This window comes from Streptomyces sp. RLA012 (assembly GCF_056270325.1).
The window spans coordinates 11371801-11390354 of the sequence record NZ_JBWDPA010000002.1; the positions used below are offsets into that span (position 1 = coordinate 11371801).

The 18554-nt window shown below is 69.4% G+C and carries 16 protein-coding genes and 7 pseudogenes; 12 read left to right on the forward strand and 11 right to left on the reverse strand.

Features of this window, described 5'->3' with window-relative positions:
* Positions 1-260 precede the first annotated feature (260 nt).
* Entirely contained in the window at positions 261-614 is a 354-nt protein-coding gene (locus tag RV986_RS51705; RefSeq protein WP_475924047.1) for a PRC-barrel domain containing protein, read from the forward strand.
* Between the two features lie 70 nt (positions 615-684).
* Positions 685-921, forward strand: a pseudogene (locus tag RV986_RS51710) (IS5/IS1182 family transposase); the annotation flags it as partial.
* A gap of 111 nt (positions 922-1032) precedes the next feature.
* Here the strand turns inward: RV986_RS51710 and RV986_RS51715 are convergent.
* Positions 1033-1788 (reverse strand): SDR family NAD(P)-dependent oxidoreductase, encoded by a 756-nt coding sequence (locus RV986_RS51715; RefSeq protein ID WP_475924048.1) that lies wholly within the window; start codon positions 1786-1788, stop codon positions 1033-1035.
* A 94-nt stretch (positions 1789-1882) separates the two neighbouring features.
* Between RV986_RS51715 and RV986_RS51720 the strand changes: the two genes are divergently transcribed.
* The 4 genes and pseudogenes from RV986_RS51720 to RV986_RS51735 all read left to right on the forward strand — a co-directional run.
* A complete protein-coding gene (locus tag RV986_RS51720) occupies positions 1883-2536 on the forward strand; it encodes a TetR/AcrR family transcriptional regulator (protein ID WP_475924049.1) in 654 nt (217 codons plus the stop codon).
* A gap of 514 nt (positions 2537-3050) precedes the next feature.
* Entirely contained in the window at positions 3051-5465 is a 2415-nt protein-coding gene (locus tag RV986_RS51725; protein ID WP_475924050.1) for a penicillin acylase family protein, read from the forward strand.
* A gap of 256 nt (positions 5466-5721) precedes the next feature.
* The gene (locus RV986_RS51730) at positions 5722-5937 is read left to right on the forward strand and encodes a transposase (RefSeq protein ID WP_475924051.1); all 216 of its coding nucleotides are present in this window, start codon (positions 5722-5724) and stop codon (positions 5935-5937) included.
* A gap of 9 nt (positions 5938-5946) precedes the next feature.
* A pseudogene (locus RV986_RS51735) lies at positions 5947-6641 on the forward strand (IS5 family transposase); the annotation flags it as partial.
* 94 nt (positions 6642-6735) lie between these two features.
* Here RV986_RS51735 and RV986_RS51740 read toward each other — a convergent pair.
* The 3 genes and pseudogenes from RV986_RS51740 to RV986_RS51750 form a co-directional block, all read right to left on the reverse strand.
* Positions 6736-6954, reverse strand: coding sequence for a PLDc N-terminal domain-containing protein (locus RV986_RS51740; RefSeq protein WP_475924052.1), 219 nt, complete (start codon positions 6952-6954; stop codon positions 6736-6738).
* Positions 6955-7075: 121 nt separating this feature from the next.
* Positions 7076-7645, reverse strand: a pseudogene (locus RV986_RS51745) (transposase); the annotation flags it as partial.
* Between the two features lie 36 nt (positions 7646-7681).
* The gene (locus RV986_RS51750; RefSeq protein ID WP_475924053.1) at positions 7682-8194 is read right to left on the reverse strand and encodes a PadR family transcriptional regulator; all 513 of its coding nucleotides are present in this window, start codon (positions 8192-8194) and stop codon (positions 7682-7684) included.
* A gap of 54 nt (positions 8195-8248) precedes the next feature.
* Between RV986_RS51750 and RV986_RS51755 the strand changes: the two genes are divergently transcribed.
* Positions 8249-8938 (forward strand): cysteine hydrolase family protein, encoded by a 690-nt coding sequence (locus RV986_RS51755; RefSeq protein ID WP_475924054.1) that lies wholly within the window; start codon positions 8249-8251, stop codon positions 8936-8938.
* 245 nt (positions 8939-9183) lie between these two features.
* Positions 9184-9687 (forward strand): hypothetical protein, encoded by a 504-nt coding sequence (locus RV986_RS51760; protein WP_475924762.1) that lies wholly within the window; start codon positions 9184-9186, stop codon positions 9685-9687.
* A 59-nt stretch (positions 9688-9746) separates the two neighbouring features.
* On the opposite strand, the pseudogene RV986_RS51765 reads toward RV986_RS51760, so the two are convergent.
* Positions 9747-10130 (reverse strand): annotated as a pseudogene (locus RV986_RS51765) (FAD-dependent oxidoreductase); the annotation flags it as partial.
* Between RV986_RS51765 and RV986_RS51770 the strand changes: the two are divergent.
* The 4 genes and pseudogenes from RV986_RS51770 (at position 10020) to RV986_RS51785 (ending at position 12261) form a co-directional block, all read left to right on the forward strand.
* Positions 10020-10259 (forward strand): hypothetical protein, encoded by a 240-nt coding sequence (locus RV986_RS51770; protein ID WP_475924763.1) that lies wholly within the window; start codon positions 10020-10022, stop codon positions 10257-10259. The pseudogene RV986_RS51765 and the gene RV986_RS51770 sit on opposite strands and share 111 nt — an antisense overlap.
* Before the next feature lie 916 nt (positions 10260-11175).
* Entirely contained in the window at positions 11176-11436 is a 261-nt protein-coding gene (locus RV986_RS51775; RefSeq protein WP_475924055.1) for a hypothetical protein, read from the forward strand.
* Positions 11437-11527: 91 nt separating this feature from the next.
* Positions 11528-11935, forward strand: a pseudogene (locus RV986_RS51780) (hypothetical protein); the annotation flags it as partial.
* A 41-nt stretch (positions 11936-11976) separates the two neighbouring features.
* A complete protein-coding gene (locus RV986_RS51785; protein WP_475924764.1) occupies positions 11977-12261 on the forward strand; it encodes a hypothetical protein in 285 nt (94 codons plus the stop codon).
* A gap of 69 nt (positions 12262-12330) precedes the next feature.
* On the opposite strand, the pseudogene RV986_RS51790 reads toward RV986_RS51785, so the two are convergent.
* From RV986_RS51790 to RV986_RS51815, 6 genes and pseudogenes are all read right to left on the reverse strand, one after another.
* Positions 12331-12742: pseudogene (locus RV986_RS51790) on the reverse strand (CocE/NonD family hydrolase C-terminal non-catalytic domain-containing protein); the annotation flags it as partial.
* Between the two features lie 186 nt (positions 12743-12928).
* Positions 12929-13201: a DUF4235 domain-containing protein gene (locus RV986_RS51795; RefSeq protein WP_475924056.1), complete on the reverse strand. Its 273-nt coding sequence runs from the start codon at positions 13199-13201 to the stop codon at positions 12929-12931.
* 5 nt (positions 13202-13206) lie between these two features.
* A complete protein-coding gene (locus tag RV986_RS51800) occupies positions 13207-13656 on the reverse strand; it encodes a DUF3618 domain-containing protein (RefSeq protein WP_475924057.1) in 450 nt (149 codons plus the stop codon).
* Between the two features lie 329 nt (positions 13657-13985).
* Positions 13986-14228, reverse strand: a pseudogene (locus RV986_RS51805) (hypothetical protein); the annotation flags it as partial.
* Between the two features lie 241 nt (positions 14229-14469).
* The gene (locus RV986_RS51810) at positions 14470-14727 is read right to left on the reverse strand and encodes an EF-hand domain-containing protein (RefSeq protein ID WP_475924712.1); all 258 of its coding nucleotides are present in this window, start codon (positions 14725-14727) and stop codon (positions 14470-14472) included.
* Between the two features lie 127 nt (positions 14728-14854).
* Entirely contained in the window at positions 14855-18040 is a 3186-nt protein-coding gene (locus RV986_RS51815; RefSeq protein ID WP_475924058.1) for an AfsR/SARP family transcriptional regulator, read from the reverse strand.
* Between the last annotated feature and the right edge of the window lie 514 nt (positions 18041-18554).

An 18554-nucleotide genomic window follows, 5' to 3' on the forward strand; every position in this document is an offset into this window, starting at 1 on the left:
GTGGCCCGTCGTCCTCTTGATGAGGCGGCGGCCACCGCCATGACGGCAGGAGTCACCACTGGTTCGCCGATGCCGGGTCGAAAGTAATTCCCATACAAACACCGGAGGGCATCCCGGCTCCAACGGATGTGTGAACCCCCGGACGGGGGCACTCGCATTGAAGGCGGTCAAAGAAACTGCTGTGGACGACGTACGGAAAGAAAAAGGAGGAACAGCGGGTATCCCTGCTGTCCTCTGTTTACCGGAGGAGTTGTTTTCGCGTGACTGGAAATGTGTGGAGTTACAAGTCGACTGAGGGTCTTCTGATGGGCGCCGACCTCACTGGTTACAAGGTCGAGGCCACGGACGGCAGCATCGGTAAGGTCGACAAGCACTCCGACGAGGTCGATGACGCCTATCTGGTGGTGGACACCGGTGTGTGGATCTTCGGCAAGGAGGTCCTGCTCCCGGCGAGTACGGTCGTCAGCATCGACCCGGACGAGCAGAAGGTCTTTGTCGACCGCACCAAGCAGCAGATCAAGGACGCTCCTGAGTTCCACCGCGACAAGCACCTCGGCGACCGGGACTACCACGACGAGCTGGGCACCTACTACGGCGGCCGCCCGCTCGCCTGATCCGACGGCTGTTCTGAGCAACGCGGCCCCGGGACTCTTCGAAGAGTCCCGGGACTTTTGCGTGCCCCGGCGACGATGGCTCGAGGGAGGTCGCCTGTCAGCCTTCGATGCTGACGCCTACCAGGGCCGGCACATGGTTGAGCGCTGCTTTAACTGCCTCAAGCAGTTCCGCGCAGTCGCCACCCGGTTCGACGAACTCGGTGCGCGATACCGCGCCGGACTGCTCCTTGTGGCCCTCGATCCTCGGCCCTCGACTCTCGGCCTGTGGCTTCGTGAACCTGCTAGTCGATCTTTGCGAGACGCGACCTGGAACTGGAACGGGAGGACCACCGAGTGGCCACCGATGTACCACTTCAGCAGGCGTGTCCCCGGCGCCCGCTGCCGCGGCCCGCCCCGCCGCACCACCCCGCCGCGCCACTTACACCGCGGTGAATCCGCCGTCGACGGTGAGGGTGGCGCCGTGGACCTGGGACGCCTCGTCGCTCGCGAGGAACACGACGGCGGCGGCCACCTCCTCCGGGGTACCGGCGCGGCGGGAGGGCATGCCCGCGATGATCGGGGCCAGGAGCTCCTCCATTGCCGTCACCTTCTCCGTCAGGGTGGGGCCGGGAGCGACGGTATTGACCCGGACGCCGTGCGGCCCGTACTCCGCGGTCCACGACGCGGTGAGCGAGTGCACGGCCGCCTTGGTCATGCTGTAGAGCGCCGAATGCGCCATGCCCCGCATGCCGTTGATGGACCCCAGGTTGACCACAGCGCCACGGCCGCGCTCGGCCATGGGCGGTACCAGGAGGCCGGTGAGGAGGAACATCGACCGCACGCTCACGGCCAGTGCCTCGTCGATGGTCTCCTGCGTGACCTCGGCGGTGGGGGTGGGCGCGAGCAGGAGCGCCGCGTTGTTGACGAGCACGTCGATCCGCCCGCCGGCCGCGGCGACCGCGTCGGTGGCGAAACGGCCGATCACATCGGCGCCCGCGGACAGATCCGCCTTGACGAAGGCCGCCGTACCGCCGTCCTTCTCGATGCGCGCCACCACCTCTGCGCCGCGCCGCTCGTCACGTCCGCTGACGACGACGAACGCGCCCTCGGCGGCCATGGCCGCCGCGATGGCGGCGCCGATGCCCGTGGTGGAACCGGTGACCAGGGCCGTCCGCCCCGTGAGTCGCTGGGTCATGGTGCCGTGCCTTTCTGTACCGAACCGGCTGGGAACGGCAAACCTGCCACCCAAAAAATGGACCCGCAAGTCCAGTAAGTGGCAGGATGGCGGCATGGCACCTCGACTGACCCCGAAGGGCGCGGCCACCAGGCAACGCATCATCGAAGGAGCCGCGGAGGAGATCCGCGAGCGCGGCGTGACCGAGACGACCCTGGACGACATCCGCGCCCGCACGGCCACCAGCAAGAGCCAGCTCTTCCACTACTTCCCCGGCGGCAAGGAGGAGCTCCTACTCGCGGTGGCCCGGCACGAGGCCGGCCGCGTCCTGTCCGACCAGCAGCCCCACCTCGGTGAGCTCACCTCCTGGCGGGCCTGGCGTGACTGGCGGGACGCGGTCGTCGACCGCTACCGCCGGCAGGGGCAGCAGTGCCCGCTCGGCGCGCTCATGTCCCAGCTGACCCCCACTACGCCCGGCGCGCAGGCCGTCACCAGGCAACTGATCGCCTCGTGGCAGGCCCAGATCGCCGCCGGCATCCGGGTCATGCAGGACCAGCGTGAGATCTCACCCGGCCTTGATGCCGACCGGGCTTCGGCAGCTCTGCTGGCCGGTATCCAGGGGGGCGTCTTGATCATGATGTCCACCGGCTCCCTCACACACCTCGAAGCGGCGCTGGATCTGGGCATCCAGCAGCTCCTCGCCCCGCCGTCGCCCCTGCCTTTGCCCCCGCCCGCGCAGGCGATGGCGCGCGCGACGTCGGCGGGCTGACCGTCCCGGTCGGGGGGCATCACGTCGTTCGTGGGACGCCATTTGCGCGGCATAGGCGTTGATCTTGTTGGATGGTGAGGGCTTGTCGGCTCGCGACCGTCAGAGGGACAGGCGTCCGTCGAAGGCGTTGAGGGTCTTCTTCCGGCGGTAGCTCCAGCGTTTACGGCCACGGCGGCCGCCCCGACCTGGAGACTGCGGCGTGAATCGCCTGCTCGGGCCCGGCTCGCAGCCGACGCGCCAGACCGCGAGTTGCGCCACGAGGATGTGGCGGCCCAGGTCTTCGGCTCACTCGGCCGCACACCGAACTCGCACGGGACGCTCGATGGGCGGCGGGCCTGACCCAAGGACGCAACGGACAGCGGGCCGGACGGCCGATAGAGCCCAGAGGCGTACACCCCCAGACTGACACGCCGCTCGGAAATCCGCCGCGGGCTCGATGCCGCCCGTCGGTTCACCCTGAAGGGTGGCAGCCATGGGTGAACCCAGAACACTGACGAAGCGTCATAAGAGGTCCTTGGCAGGCCGGTTGGCGGCCGTCGCGGCCGCCCTTTGTCTCACCTCGGCCACCGTGGCCTTGCTGCCCGCGCCCTCGTCCGCCGCGACGGGGCCGGACGGCGAGACGATGTCCGAGGGCGGGCACACGGTCCGGATCAGCCGGACGGAGTACGGCATCCCGCACATCCTGGCCCGGGACTTCGACGGGCTCGGATACGGCTACGGCTACGCGTTCGCGCAGGACAACGTGTGCGAACTCGCCGACCAGGTGGTGACGTTGCGGGGCGAGCGGTCCCGGTTCTTCGGTTCCGACGGGGAATCCGGCGAGGGCTCCAACCTCGCGAGCGACACGTACTACAACGGGCAACTGGGTGCGGGCACCGTCCAGCGGCTGCTCGACCGGAAGGCGCCGCTGGGGCCGACGGCGGAGCTGCGCCGGATGGTCGAGGGGTACGCCGCCGGGTACAACCGCTATCTGCGGGACACGGGCGTCGACAAGCTGCCGGACCCGCGCTGCAAGGGCAAGCCCTGGGTGCGGCCGATCACCCCGCTCGACCTGTGGAGTGTCGTGTACGACGTCGACGGGGCGACCGGGGCGGTGCCGCTGGCGCCGGACATCGGCGACGCGAAGCCTCCGGCGGCGAGCGCCAACGGCACGGCGGCCTCCGGGACCCCGGACGGCAAGGACACGGCGCTCTCCGAGGCCTCCGGTGCAACGGCCGCGGCGTCCGTCACCGCGGGCGGGCAGGGCACGGCCGCAGCCCACGTCGGCAGCAACGGCTGGGCGCTCGGCCGGGACGCCACGCGCACCGGCAACGCGATGGTCCTCGCCAACCCGCACCTTCCCTGGGGCGCCGCCAACTTCCGCTTCTACCAAGTGCAGTTGACGATCCCCGGCACCCTGGACGTGTCCGGCGCCGGCCTGTACGGCACCCCTCTGGTCGAGATCGGCCACAACCGCAACCTCGCCTGGACGCACACCGCGAGCGACGCCCAGCACGCCTCCTTCTACGCCTTGAAACTCGTGCCCGGCGACCCGACCAGTTATCTGCTCGACGGCAAGGCCGAGCAGATGAAGCGCCGTACGGTCCCGGTCACCGTCCGCGACAGGAACGGCAAGCTGTCGACCGTCGACCGGACCCTGTACACCTCACGGTTCGGCTCCGTCCTGTCCTCCGGCTGGACCACGAAGACCGCCTACGCGGTCCGCGACGCCAACGCCGACAACCTGCGCTCCATGAACGTCTGGCTGGCCATGGGCAAGGCCCAGAACCTCGCCCAACTGCGCACCGCCCAGAACACCTACCAGGGCATCCCCTGGACCTACACCCTCGCGGCCGACACCAGCGGTGGCACCTACTTCACCGACTCCTCGGTCGTCCCGCATCTCACCGACGAACAGCTGCAGCGCTGCACTCTCCCGGCCGGCGAGGAGGGGCCCGCCGCGCTGGACGGTTCGACGTCGGCCTGCGCCTGGGGCAGCGATCCCGACGCGCTCGTGCCGGGCATCTACGGCCCGTCGCACCAGCCGAGGCTGAGCCGTACCGACTACGTCGCCAACTCCAACAACGGACCCCAGTACACCAACCCCGAGGCGCCCATCACGGGCCTCCCGGGCGTGTACGACATCGCCCCCCGCCTCGACCAGCGGGCCCAGCTCGGACTCCGCATGATCGCGGATCGCGCGGACGGCACGGACGGACTCGGCGCCCCGGGCTTCACCCAGGACACCCTGCGCGCGTCGATGCTCGGTAACCGCGTCCTGCCGGCCGAGACCGGCCGCGACGACGTGGTCGGCATGTGCCGCGCCCACCCAAGCCTGACGACCACGGACGGCAAGGAGATCGACGTACGGCAGGCCTGCGCGACCCTCGCCCGCTGGGACACCCGTGCCGACACCGACAGCCGCGGCGCCGCGCTCTGGGACACCTTCTACGGCCTTCTCCTCGACGGCGGCCCGCCCGACACCTGGCGCCGCGTCCCCTACGACCCGGCCCAGCCCCTCACCACGCCACGCGGCATCAACGGCGACGACGTACGCGTCCAGCGCGCCCTGGCCGACGCCGTCCAGGACTTCGCCGCCCGTGACCTCCCGGTCGACACCGAGCTCGGCGCCGTACAGAAGTGGGCGGGCGTACCGCTGCCCGGCTGCGACGTGGGCTGCTTCGACGTCGTGGACGCAGGCCCCGACTCGGGCACCGGCACCCCGCCCGTCGGCGCCTTCGGCACCAGCTTCCTGATGGCCGTCGAACTGACCCCCGACGGCCCCCACGCCCACACCCTCCTCACCTATGGCCAGTCGGCGAACCCGGCCTCACCCCACTACACGGACCAGACCCGCCTCTTCTCCCGCAAGCAGTGGGTCACCGAACGCTTCACAGAAGCGGAGATCGCCGGCGACCCGGCCCTGAAGGTGACGACCTTGCACAGCTGACACGGCCCAACGTAAAGCGGGCCGGTTAGGGTGCCGTGACCACCAGCCCCCGAACCGGCCCGAACTCTCGATTACTTACTGCTTACTGCTTACTGCTTACTGCACGCCGTAGGACGACGCCGTCCGCCATGGAAGAAGTCCGGGTCGAATGGATGGTCGAGTCATGGGCGAAGCACGGTCCTGCGGGCTGGGGCTCCGCTGGGGCCTGTCTGACAATTGATCTTGTGGTGGGTCGAGGCGAGCTGACGGATGCGGCGTGGGAGCGGATAGAACCGCTGCTCCCGGGCGTGGACGGGCGTGGACGCCGTGGCGGGACCTGCCCGAGCGGTATGTGCCGTGGCAGACGGTGTACGAGTGGTTCGTCCGTCGGGAGGCGGACGGGACCTGGGCGGAGCTGCTGGAGCACGTCCAGGTCCGCGCCGACGCGGTGGGCAGGGTGAAGTCGACGGTAGTGGATCTTGATCATGGGTGATCATGCTCCGTGGGGCGTGGTGATTTGAGGAACGCTAGTGGGCCGGACTGGCGCCGTTGTTGCCGCGGGGCATCAAGCCGGGCCGTCCGCCGGTGTGGACACGGCGGCAGCTGATGGACGGCATACGGTGGCGGACCCGGACTGGTGCTCCCTGGCGTGATGTGCCGGAGCGGCGGTATGGCCCATGGGACCGGGTCTACGAGCTGTTCCGCTGGTGGCGGCGCAACGGCACCTGGGCACGGATCGTCACCCAGCTCCAGGTCCAGGCTGATGCGAAGGGCCTGATCACCTGGGACGTGAACGTCGACTCCACCGTTTGTCGGGCTCACCAGCACGCCGCCGGTGCGTCGAAAAAGGGAGATCTGCAAAAGGAGCCGCCCGGCGGCACTGTCGTCGAGTCGGCCGACCACGGCCTTGGACGTTCCCGAGGCGGGCTGACCACCAAGATCCATCTCGCCGTCGAGCAGGGGCCGAAGCCTCTGCCTGTGCTGATCACGGCCGGGCAGCGGGGTGATTCCCCGCAGTTCGAGCCGGTCCTGGAGGCGATCCGGGTGCCCCGACCCGGTCGAGGGCGGCCCCGCAAACGACCGGACCGAGTGCGGGCCGACAGGGCGTACGACTCTCGCCGCAACCGGGCCTATCTGTGCAGACGTGGGATCAAGGCGACCATCCCGGTTCCTGCGGACCGAGTCCGCATTCGCCGGAAGCTCGGTTCCCGAGGCGACCGTGCTGGTCGCAGTCATTAACGAGTGGCTGTGACCGGCACCGCAACGATGGAAGTGAGGCGGATAACCGGACTCAGGCCGCAGACGGCTGCTCCTCGGCACGGGCGGACCGCTTGCCCAGGTTTCGCCAGCCGATAGCGCCCAGGACAGGGAACAGGACCGCGATGACCAGCCAGCCCACCTTGGGCAGCATTCGAATACGCGCCGCCGGTGTCCTGATGCAGTCGACCACGGCATACACGTACAACGCCGCGACTATTAGGTAAATCGCGTAGACCAGCAGTGACGTCATCCGGCCACCTCATGTGCAAGGGCACCTGCCCGCTTGTGTGCGGCACGGTCTGGCCTCGCTGGTCGGCCGTGCTAACGGGTATGTCAAAGAGCGCTGAAGAGGCACCCTGACTGCCATGACCGTAGAGGCTGCGAAGGTAGCGGCAGAACTCCAGGAACCTTGTGTGGTTCTTCTTCGGCTTGATGTGCTTGATGTGCTTGATGTGCCCATAGAGCTTGTCCTGGTCGAGGTCGGGTCGTAGGCGGCGAACAGGTGGCGGACGCCGTGCGGGCGGGTGTAGGTGGCCCGCCTGCGGGGCCGGGGCCTGCGTTCGGGATCCTTGTGCTTCCCGCCGCGTTCGGCCCACTGCCGCCCGGTGTGGGGCTGGAGGTTCAGCGGCCCGAACTCATCCAGGCAGAGCACCACATCGGGCTCGCCGTCCTCGGGTATGACCTCGCCGTCAGCGATCGCGTAGAGGTGTTCGGCGCGGGCCTTCTTGGGGGCACAGTCCGGGTCACGGGAGGTCTTCCAGGTTTTTTGGACTTGGCGATCTTCTTGACTCCCGGCGCTCAGGCTGGGTACAGGTCTTGGGCCGACCGCCCTTGTACTTCGGGTGGAGGGAGCCGAAGCCGTCGGCGTTGAAGTTGTGGATCACATCCCGGACCCGTACTGGCTCTGCCACCCGCACAATCTCTCGTGAAGAGGAGGGCACGGGTTCAGAACGGGCGAGGTGCCTGCCGGTGCGGTGTCAGGCCGACACCTCCCGAAGCCGGGACCTTTCCGCGCGGCTGGTGGCGCGGGCGATGGTGAGCATGCCGCGCCGGTAGGGGGCATCGGTGTCTTCGGCACCCAGTGGGCGGTCACCGTCGTGGAAGAAGCTCGCGGGCTGTTCCAGGAACTCCAGCCGCCGACGCAGTACCGCGTGGCGGTCAGCGGTGGCGGGCAGGTGGGAGAGGAAGGCCAAGAACGTGAAGTACCGGGTGCTCTCGCTGATGTCCAGGCCGTTGGCATCCCGCAGTCGGCACAGCAGCTCGCGGCGTTCGGCGTCGGTCAGGCTCAGGGTGTGCCGCTGAGCGGCCGAGGCGCCCGGTTCGGTCCGCCGGTCGAGCAGCCTGGCATTGACCAGCCGGCTGATCGCCGGGTAGAGACTGCCGTCGCTGACCGGCCGGGCATGGCCGGACAAGTGCGTTATCTGGTGGCGCAGTTGATAGCCGTGCAGCGGCCCCTGGGCCAGGAATCCGAGGATCGCGAGTCCGAGCATGCTGCTACTCTCGCACATCGAAACGAGGTGCCTCGAATCGATGCAGGAGGCGGGATGGCGTACACCGAGGAATGGGTGACCGCGCGGGCGCGCAACGCCTACGAGCGCGGCCGGGCATCGTTCGACGTACGGCCCGAACGGGCGGCGCTGCTCGTCATCGACATGCAAGACGAATTCGTCCGGCCCGGCTGGAGCCCCTACTGGGTGCCCGCGGCCACCCGGATGGCGCCTCGGCTGCGGCAGCTGACCGAAGAATGCCGGGCCGCCTCCGTCCCGGTGCTGTGGACCATCTTCGACGACACACACCTCGGACTGGATCGGCCGCACGCCTTACGGTTCCTCCCGCATGCCGACACCGACTGGTGCCGGCCGGGCCCTGCCGAGGTGTGGGCCCCGATGGGCCGCCACTCCGACGAGGCCATGATCCGCAAGCCCTCCTACGGGGCGTTCTACGACACCCCGCTCGATACCATGCTCCGCAACCTCGGCCGAGACACGGTCATCGTCACGGGAACGCTCACCAACTACTGCTGTGGCACCACGGCCCGGCAGGCATACGAACGTGGCTACAAGGTCGTCTTCGGATCCGACGTCACGGCCACCGACGACGAGTCCCGGCAAGAACCCGAACTCGCTGTCCTGCGCAAGGGTTTCGCGCTCGTGCTGACCGCGGAGGAGATCGCCAACCGACTGGCCGCAGCCACCTCGGCGTCAGAGGCCGAGGAGCGGGCGAACGTTGCCTGATGCGGCACTGGCGAAGGCTTCCCCAAAACGGTACTCGCCCGAGGCGCCCTCGCCCTTCGGGGTGCTTCGTCACATGGCTCGGACAGCGAGAGCCGGATCGTCCCGTCGCCCCGGGCCGCGAAGAAGACGGCCGGGGATGAAACCACGCACTGAAAGGCACACCTGCTCGGGGCCGGCCCTTGATTCAGCCCACCAGATCCCCCAAACTCGTTCAACGAGCGGCGAGTTGAAGCGAGGTCCCGGTCTTGAACACCCTCTTGTGGATTGCACAGTGGGCTATCGCCGTCTTCCTGCTGCTGTCGTTCCTGGCGATGCCGTCCCTCATCCGCAGGGGCATGGCCCAGAACAACGTGGCCGCCGTCCTCGTGTCCTGCTTCAATCTCGCCTGCGGCATCGGCCTCGTGGTGCCGTGGTGGACCGGACAGGCCATGCTGGTGACCCCGGTGGCCGCCTCGCTGGTGGTACTCAGCTTCCTGGTGGACGGTCTGACGAACCGCACGCCAACCGGCGCTGCCCTCATCTCCGTACTCTTGGTCGTCATGGGTGTCGCGGTCGCGCTGGGCCGCTTCCACTCCTTCGGCCAGTGGCACGACTCGTTCGGCGACTGGTTCTTCGTTGTTGGCGGGACTCTGCTGCTGGTGGTGTGTCTCCTCGGGAGCCCGGCGGGCCCGACCAGGACCAGGTTGCTCCAGGCCGGCACGGGGCTGGCCGGCATCCTGGCAGGGGCCCTGAGCATGCTGGAAAGCTGATCCGTTCCCGCTTGCTCTGAAGCATCGTCCTGCCGGGCCCTTCGGCTCAGCCGACCGGAGAGCATCGCGTGGGTGGGGAGGGTTCCGCCTTTCTCCCGCTGAGCCCCGGTCTGCCTCTTCCCCTCGTCGCCCGCGAACATCGATCCGCCACCGACCGCCTTCGCAGCAGCAGGATGCCGGGTATCGGCGTCGAACAGCCAGGTCTCGACGAACGACGTTCCGGCGTACACAGGGGTGGCATCCGAAAGCACAGGCCGGACCCGCGACCACGCGCCGTCCGCGCCGACCAGTAGGCTCGTGACGACGGTACTGCCGTCGGCGAAGGTCACCTCATGACGGCCCTCGCCGAGGCTACGGACACCGCGGACCTTGTGCCCCCACCGGACGGTGCCCTCCGGGAGCGCGTCGAGCAGCATCTGCCGCAGCTCACCGCGCTGTACCTCGCCTACCAGGAACTCGGCGGCACCTACTTCACCCAGCGCGACCCCGAACGAGCCACCCACCGCGCGATCACCGCACTCAACCAGCTCGGCTACACCGTCACTCTCAACCCGATCGAGGGAGCGGCCTGACCCACCACAGCCCGGCACCCGACACCCGGCGACCTCCCGCCCACCGGGCACCCAAACACGCCCACACCCGCCGTGACCTGCTGCTATTTACGCGTCAGAGCGGCGGTCAGGCAGAAGGGACACCGAAAACGCGACCACCATGGGTTCGGGAACAGGCTTTCGGGAACAGGCTTGAGGACGCCTCTGGCCCTGGACAGCAGCGATGAGATCTCCAGCCCTCGGCCACCTCGGCGAAGGTATCGAGCGCGACCTTCGCACACGTGTCCAGACGAACCTGTACGCCTCTTGGAGTCGCACGGCGTCTGGTACGGCGCCGCGGGCTACGTCCGGATGCGCGGTGTGTGGCTGCGGGCGATGCTTGCCGAATGACCGAGCGTTCCGTGATCGTTTGTCCGCCCGTCAAGGGGGAGGGGCGCCAAGTGCGCGTGGACGGGGAGCCAGCGGGGGCGGCCTGTAGTCTGCGTGGCTTGGCCGAGATCATGCGGCAGGCGGGCTGGGCCGGTCTGGATGAGATCGATGTGGCGGACTCGCCGGTCATCGAGTGGTACGGCGGCGGGCCTGAGGTGTGGTGACGGCACGCTTGAATCTCTGGCGTCGGTCTGGGCCGACGACAGTGTTCCGTTGAACGGTGACGCGCTACGGCTTCGGGGGCTCGTCCAGATCCTGATGGTCGGCACCCTGCACGGCTTCGCCGACGGCGGCTGCCTTCTCGGTCCCGTCCCCGCCGCGCAGCTCTGACCGCAAACGAAGTCTTGGGGCGGTCGCGCACGACCGAGCGGGAACTCCTCAACGCTCTGCAACGCTCTGCGCACCCGCCGACCAGCCTCGGGGCGGCGCCTCGATCGCACGCATCATCGTCGGCCGCCGGGGTACCTGCGCCTCACGCCACCCCCCTGCGCGAGGAAGCGAGAACGCCGTGAGCGAGCGCCGACCTGAAGCCCCTGGTAACAGCGGGGGGCCGATACCGAAGCCGATCCCCAGGGATCTGCCCGATCAGCAGGCCACCGCCGACGAGGACCCCTGGGACGTCGCCGTCGTCTCGATGCAGTCCACCGCCGACGAGCAGCCCGACCCGGAGATCCCCGATACGGACGAGGTCGGCACTGGCCGCAAGGGCGCCCCGCACTCCGGCAGCCGACGTCCGGGGCATCCCGTGCCCGACGAACCGCCCGCCTGACGCTCCGCCCGCCGCGGGCGCCCCGGCAGGTGAGGCTGGAAGGGACGCCTGCGGCTGCCGACAGGAGTCCGGCCGCCCGAGAGGACACGTCATGGGTGTACGCACCTGGGCCGGCGACTGGCCCGTCGGTGGCGCGGCACCGGCCATGTCAACGCCGTCACCGGCAGTGGTCGGCACTGTTCCCCCGTCTGTCGACAGCTGACCGGAGCCGACCCGTCGGCGCGAGGCCGGGCCGCCATGTCGGCACCCACGCGGCAGCTCAGGCCGCGTATCGAAACCGCCGAACGGGTGATTTCCTCCATCTGTCCTTACTGCGCGGTCTGCTGTGGCCGGCAGATCTACGTCAAGGACGCAAGGTGGTCCAGATCGAGGGCGACCCCGCCTCGCACATCAGCCGAGGCCGCCTCTGCCCGCAAGGATCTGCCACCCTTCAGCTCACCACAGGCTCCGCGCGTCGCCATGAGGTTCTCTACCGGTCCCGTATGCCACCGACTGGGAGGCCTTCTGATCGCCACTGAACCCAAGCAGGCACTGATCTCCGTGTTCGACCTGCACGGTGGCGCGGGCAGGCCCAAGGTCGGCCAACTGCCGATCTGTTACGTCACCGACCGCGACGCGGCGGTCGCTCGCGTCCACGAGCAGTTCTGCTGGTTCGGCAGCGGCTGGCCGGTCAACTCCGAACTGCCCGGGCCTGCCGGATTCGCCGGTGCCACCCGGTTCGTACGGCCCGAGGACGTGGCCCGGTCCATTCCCTGCGGCGACCACCAGGAACCGTACCTGGAGTGGGCCCAGCAGAAGCTGCTTCCCGCCCTGCACGAACTGTGAGAGGTCCAGGACACCGGAGATGACCGCGCCCCTGACGACGACGAGCAGCTCAGCGCGGCCTATCACGCCGAGATCGCGCTTGGCGTCCCAGCGTTCCTCTCCGGGCGGGAGCTGGGTGGAGGCGAGGGGGGTGTCCCTTCGGGCTCCCCGAAGGGATGGGGCGGCAGTTCGTCGGGATCGCCCGTCGGGCGCACGGGCAAGGTCAGGGTGCTCGTGTCCGCGTGGACGCTGAGCAGGACCGGCTTCGGCGGTGGCCAGGCGAGCGGCCAGTATGAGGTGGACAGGGACAGCCGGATCGGATCCGGTGACCGCTGGGAAACGCCTGGCCGACGCCGTTGAGCTGGAGCGTCGTCCGGTAACGGCGGCCGGGTTCCAGGGGCGCGGGCTCCCGTGTGTTGTCCAGGCCGGTGAGGTTCAGGATGCCGTAGGACTCGTGGGCGGCGCGACCGTAGGGGCTCAGGTCGGACAGCCGTGCCACCACCGTCCGACTATTTTCGGGCCATCTCCCGGAGAACCGTCGACGGGGCTTGTCACTCAACGTGCACCGACCGTCTTCGGGGCATCGCAGTGAACGGCGGAAGTCCCCGCGCCGTTACGGCCGGGGACTTCCGTGTACTTGTGCCGGCGGCCAGGTCGGTGAGGCTCCGTGCGCCATGTGCGTTCGCCGTCAGCCTGGCCAGGTACCGGTCACGCGGCGGGTGGCGACGGCACCGGCCCAGGCGCGGTCGGCGGCGGCTTCGGCTCCGGCGAGGATCACACCCTGCAGGGAGGCTGCGAGCAGGACTTCACTCCACGTACGGTCTTCGGCGGTGGCATCGGGGGCATCCTCGGCGTGGGCAAGCATCTTCCTGGCTTGCTTGAAGGCTGCACCGGCGAGCATGCCGCTGACGACATCCAGGGCGAGGCCGACCGGCTTGTAGGGGATCTTCGAGGCTTTCACCGGCTCTAGCCCTTCTTGCGACGGAACGCCAGCCACGCGAAGGCTGTTGCGCCCGCGGTTGCCAGCAGCAGCTTGCGGTTGTCCCGTACCACCCGGGCACCCTGAGCAGCTTGTTGCCGCACAGGCTCGGGAGCCTTCTCCTCCCACACGCTTCCGGCCTGAGAGGTCTTCTCCCGGACAAGGTCGGCGGTCTGAGCCGCCTTGTCCTTGACCTGGTCGGGCAGCTTGTCCTGGACCGAGTGCGCAGCGTGGGCGGCCTTGGCCTTCAGCTCCTCGGCCTTGGCCGCAGCCTGCTCCTTGACCTCGGCGGTCTTCTCCTTGGCCCGGGCCTTGACGTCAGCCTTGTCGGCCTGTGTCTGGACCGTCTCTCCGAGCTCGGCCCGGGTCAGCTCGACCTGCTCACGCAGCTCGTCGGGGGTGGAAGCGGACTGCTCGTGATCGGACGGGTTGCTCATCGGTGGGCACTCCTCTTGATCTCGGCCACGTCGGCCTTCACGTTTTCGATTGTCTGCTCCGGCGCGGGCGGCGCCGTCTGAGTTGCGTGTCCCACCTTTCGAGCGTGGGTCGCAGACGGTCATTCGTAAGATCGTCGGGCCCAGGGGTTTCGGGTATGGCTCTGAGCGCCTCGCCGTCCGATGGCTTCAAGAACTTGGCCACCGGGGCCCTCGAACAGTCCGCCGCTCGTGCCGTAGCGCCTGCCCTTCTCCTCTGCCCTTCTCCTTACCGGGGCCCTGTGATGCGCCCCGGCAGTCAGTGAGGAGGCGAGTACCCCGAACAGAGCGGTTCAGGGCAGTGCTTGCGAACTGGTCAGGTCTTCCACGCGCTCCTGTACCGGCGCGTGCACGTGGGCAGCGATTCCGCCACCCCCAGGGACATGGGCATGGGCATGGAGAGGGAGAGGAACGGGGACAGAACGGGTGTCACGCGGCTGGGCGCAGGGTTCCGCACCTGGCGGGTGGCCGTCGGCGACAGCCCGCCGGCGGACCGCCTCGGCGTCGAACTCCAGACTCAGCAGGATTGCCAGGTCGTTGAAGTCTTCGACGAGTTCGAGGGCGGTGTCATCGGCGCCGATGAAGTCGGCCGGCGCGGCTTCGCCGTCGACGTGCTGGGCAGCCTCTGCCAACCGTGAGCGTTGCCCGCCCCATGACACGCCTTGGCCAGGTGACACGCCATGGCCAGGGCCCCGTCGATCACTTGTCGGTGGTCACTTCGCCGGCCACGACCGGACGCAGCACTCACCACACTCACCGAAGGGCGGCGGTCCGTTCTCAGCGCCAGCCGAAACGGCGGTCCACCACCGCCGCGAACTCCTCCAAGGTCAGTACCGAGTCCCCGTTCTGGTCGGCGGCGTCGAACAGCGCGGAGGAGGCGTCGGCGTCCCCCACACCCCAGAACGGCAGGTCCCCCGAGGCGGCCAGGGACGGGCCCTTCGTCCGCAAGGCGGTGATCACCTCTTCGCGGGTCAGGGTCCCGTTCTCGTCGAGGTCGAGCGCATCGAACAGTTTCCGCGCCTTGTCACTCGTCACGTCGGTCTCGTTCCTCTCGGCGGCGGGCAGCCGGGCCGCCCCGACGCGCTCACGGACGAGAACGCATTGCATCCCGCTCCGGTTCCGCTCAGGGGCACAGGACGGCCCAGCCATCTCAGCCGGCCCCCTACACGCCCCCGGCAGCAGGCCCGGACTTCATGATCAGGAGTGTCTTGCGCACCTCGTCCACCCGCGGAGAGCCGAGTGCCGTGTACAGGGACAGGGCTTGCTCAAGGTGGTGCACGGCCCGGGCCTGGTCCCGCAGCGCCTGCCGGACGAGCGCCGTACCGAGGTGGGCGCGGGCCTGTTCCTCCCGCTCCTCGATTCCGCGCGCCACCTCAAGTGCCGAGGCATGCGCGTCGATCGCCTCGGCATGCCGCCCGCTGCCGCGGAGAGCTTCGCCCAGGCCGTTGAGCGCACCGGCCTCGCCGTAGCGCTCACCGGTCCGCCGGAAGAGGTCCAATGCCTGGTGCTGGTGCGTGGCTGCCTCGTCGTACCGGCCGAGACCGCACAGCGCGTTGCCCAGGCCGGACAGCGCATGCGCTTCTCCGCCGGTGTACCCGAGGCGCCGGAACAGGGCGAGCGCGCGCTCGAAGTGCCCGGCTGCGGACGTGTGGTCGCCCAGCCGGGCCAGTACGATGCCCAGATTGCCGAGGGTGCTGGCCTCGCCGACCTGGTGGTCCGTCGCCCGGTACAGGTCCAGCGCCCGCCGGTAGTACTCGATCGACGCCTGGTAGTCGTCGAGCAACTCGTGCACGATGCCCAGGTTGTTCAGTACGTCCGCCTCACCGGGCACGTCACCGGCCATGCGGAACAGCTCGGCCGCCCGCTCGTGCTGCTCGGCGGCCTCACGGTACTGACCCCGGAGCTCGTGCAGCACGCCCACGTTGGTCAGATGGCGGGCCTCGCCGGCCTGGTACCCGATACGGCGGCACAGCGCGAGGGCGGTCTCGTGGTGCCGGTGGGCGCTGTCGTAGTCCCCGAGCCGCCGGTGGACCGCCCCGAGACAGGCGAGGATGTCGGCCTCACCGTGGCTGTCCGCCACCGAGCGGGCCGCACGGAGAGCGTGTGTGTGGATGGTGAGAGCGTCGGCGTAGTGCCCGGACCGCTCGTAGTGGCGGTGGAGCGTGGTGGCCAGCCGTACGGTGTGCCCGGAGGGCCCGGGCTCCTCGGTCCGGGAGCAGAGTGTCACCAGGGTGGGCTGCGCGGCGCGCAGCCAGCCGCGGCACTCCTCGGCCGTCCGCAGTGGCGGCAGACCGGCTGCGGGTACGTCGACGGCGGGACGAAGATGCCGTTCGGCGGGGTACAGGGTGTCCATGGCCGCCGCGGACGCCGCCAGACAGTGGTCGAGCAGGCGGGTCATGGCGGCATCCCGGTCCGCCGCAGTGTCGTGCCGGCCGGCGAGTTCACCGGCGTAGGCGCGCAGCAGGTCGTGCATGCCGTGGCGGCCAGGGCCGGTCCGGTGCAGCAGGTGTGCACGGGCCAGGACGTCGAGCGCGCGCCGGGTGCGGTCCACGGACTCGCCGGCCAGGGCGGCGGCGGAGTGGGCGTCGACATCGGGTCCGGGGTGCAGACCCAGGAGCCTGAACAGGCGTGCGGGCAGGTCGGGGAGGCGCTCGTACGACCAGGAGAAGACGGCGCGTACGGCGGCCCTGGGATCTCTGTCGCCGGATTCCAGCAGGTCCAGGCGTCTGCGGTGGTCCCTCAGTTCGGCCACCAGGACGGCCAGGGGCTCGACGGGGCGGGACAGTACGAGCTCGGCCGCCACCCGCAGAGCCAGCGGCAGGCGCCCGCACTGCTCGGCCAGGTCCGCGGCCGCGGTGTGCTCGGCGTCGACACGCGGTCCGATCAGTGCGCGCAGCAGAGCCTGCGCGTCGTCCGGGTGGAGGACGTCGAGGATCACCCGGTGCGCTCCGTGCATCGACACCAGGGACGCCAGGGAGTCCCGGCTCGTGATCAGGACCCTGCAGGTCGCACTGCCCGGCAGCAGCGGTCTGACCTGGGCCGTGGACGCCGCATTGTCGAGCAGAACGAGCAGTCGCCGTCCGTCGACGGCGGTGCGGTAGCGCGCGGCCCGGTCGTCGAGCCGCAGGGGAATGTCCTGCCCCGGAACGCCCAGAGCGGTGAGGAACCCGGCGAGCGCCTGGGCCGCGGACACCGGTTCCTCCGGGCTGTAGCCCCTGAGGTCGACATAGAGCTGCCCGTCGGGGAAGGCGTCCCGCACCTGATGGGCCCAGCGGACGGCCAGCGCGGTCTTGCCGACGCCCGCGGTGCCTGAGACGGCGGATACGACCACCGCGGCTGTCCGGTCGGCACCTTCCGCACGTACCGCATCTTCGGTGACTTCCGCATCCCTCGCATCCTCGGCATCCTCCGCGGCGATCAGATGCCGGGTCAGGTCGGAGAGTTGGTCCTTCCTGCCGGTGAAGGCCCGGACCTCCATGGGAAGTTGGGCGGGGACCGGCGTGGGCGCGGTGACCGTCACAGGTGCGGGCTGTTCTGCCGGGGGCCTCTCCGTCGCTGTTGCGCGAAGCAACTCCTCGTAGGCCGACCGTAGTTCGCCACCCGGAGCAACGCCCAGCTCGTCGGACAGATGCCGTCGTACCTCGGTGTACGTGTGCACCGCCTCCGCCGTTCTCCCGCAGGCGGACAGACTGCGGATCAGCATCCCGGCCAGGGCCTCGGACAGTGGGTGCTCATCCATCAGGGGCCGGAGGAGACCCGATACCTCCTCCGCCCTTCCCTGCCGCAGCGAGGCCTCGGCCCAGGAGAGCGCCGCCTCGACACGCTCCTGGGTCCAACTGGTCCGCATACGCTCGGCCCACGCTCCCGGCAGTCCGGGCAGCGGCACACCGCGCCACAGCCGCAGCGCTTCCTCCAGGACGCGGGCGCGCTGTATGTCGGAGAGCCGCTCACGTCCCTGCGCGACGAGCGCGCGGAAGCGCAGGAGATCGACCGCGTCCTCGTCCGCTTCCAGGACGTATCCACCGGAGGCTCTGCTGATGCGGATCGTCGGCTCTCCTGCTTCCCGGCCGTCGTCCGCGGACGTGGCCGTGGACGTGCCCGTGGACGTGGCACTGGACGCGGCCTCGTCGAGGAGCCGCCGTAGCCGGCTGATGTGGGAGTAGAGGACCGACCGTGCCCCGTCGGGAGGGGCTGTGTCCCAGACACGGTCGACCAGGGCGTCCACCGAGACGGGCCGTCCCGCGTCGGCAGCCAGGGCCGCGAGGACCGCTCTCCGACGCGGCTGTCCCACATCGAAGCCCCGCCCCGCGACCCACAGTTCCAGGGGACCGAGTAAGTGAAGTCTCACCGGGCCTCACACGACCCGGCTCCGTACCGCCCGAACGGTGTCGGCGTTGATCGCCGACCGCACTGAAGCGGGGATTCCACAGGCCCTCCGGTGACTGCATCACGACCGACGGATCGCCGACCTTCACAAGGTTTTCGCAAGGTTCACCGTAGAACCTCGCCTTGCAGGTCGTCAGGCGATTCGGCGCAAGAACCGCTCTGCCACGGGTGTTTCTGACGGCGCGTCCGTCCGCCCACCACGCGGGGGAGGGGAGAGCACATGGAGGCATCCCGTCTGCGGCAAGGCGATGACGTGGTGGTGCGGCAGTACGGGCTGAGCCGACTCCTTCTCCCGACACCTTGCCTCTGTCGGTGCTCCGAGCAACCGAGCAACCGAGCAAGCGAGCAACCGAGCCATCGGGCGGCCGGCGCACCGGTTGCCGGGGGTCCCTGCTGTACGGGGTTCAGCAGGGACCCCCGCCGCGTCCTCGCGCCGCGCCGACCGGCCGCCTTCGCGCCCCACAGCTCAAACGGCC

Excerpts from the sequence above, each read along its gene's own strand:
- RV986_RS51755 (WP_475924054.1), top strand. The coding sequence starts at position 8,249 with ATGGCGTACACCGAGGAATGGGTGACCGCGCGGGCGCGCAACGCCTAC.
- RV986_RS51770 (WP_475924763.1), top strand. The coding sequence starts at position 10,020 with ATGACGGCCCTCGCCGAGGCTACGGACACCGCGGACCTTGTGCCCCCA.
- RV986_RS51720 (WP_475924049.1), top strand. The coding sequence starts at position 1,883 with ATGGCACCTCGACTGACCCCGAAGGGCGCGGCCACCAGGCAACGCATC.
- RV986_RS51740 (WP_475924052.1), bottom strand. The coding sequence starts at position 6,954 with ATGACGTCACTGCTGGTCTACGCGATTTACCTAATAGTCGCGGCGTTG.
- RV986_RS51750 (WP_475924053.1), bottom strand. The coding sequence starts at position 8,194 with ATGCTCGGACTCGCGATCCTCGGATTCCTGGCCCAGGGGCCGCTGCAC.
- RV986_RS51715 (WP_475924048.1), bottom strand. The coding sequence starts at position 1,788 with ATGACCCAGCGACTCACGGGGCGGACGGCCCTGGTCACCGGTTCCACC.
- RV986_RS51800 (WP_475924057.1), bottom strand. The coding sequence starts at position 13,656 with ATGAGCAACCCGTCCGATCACGAGCAGTCCGCTTCCACCCCCGACGAG.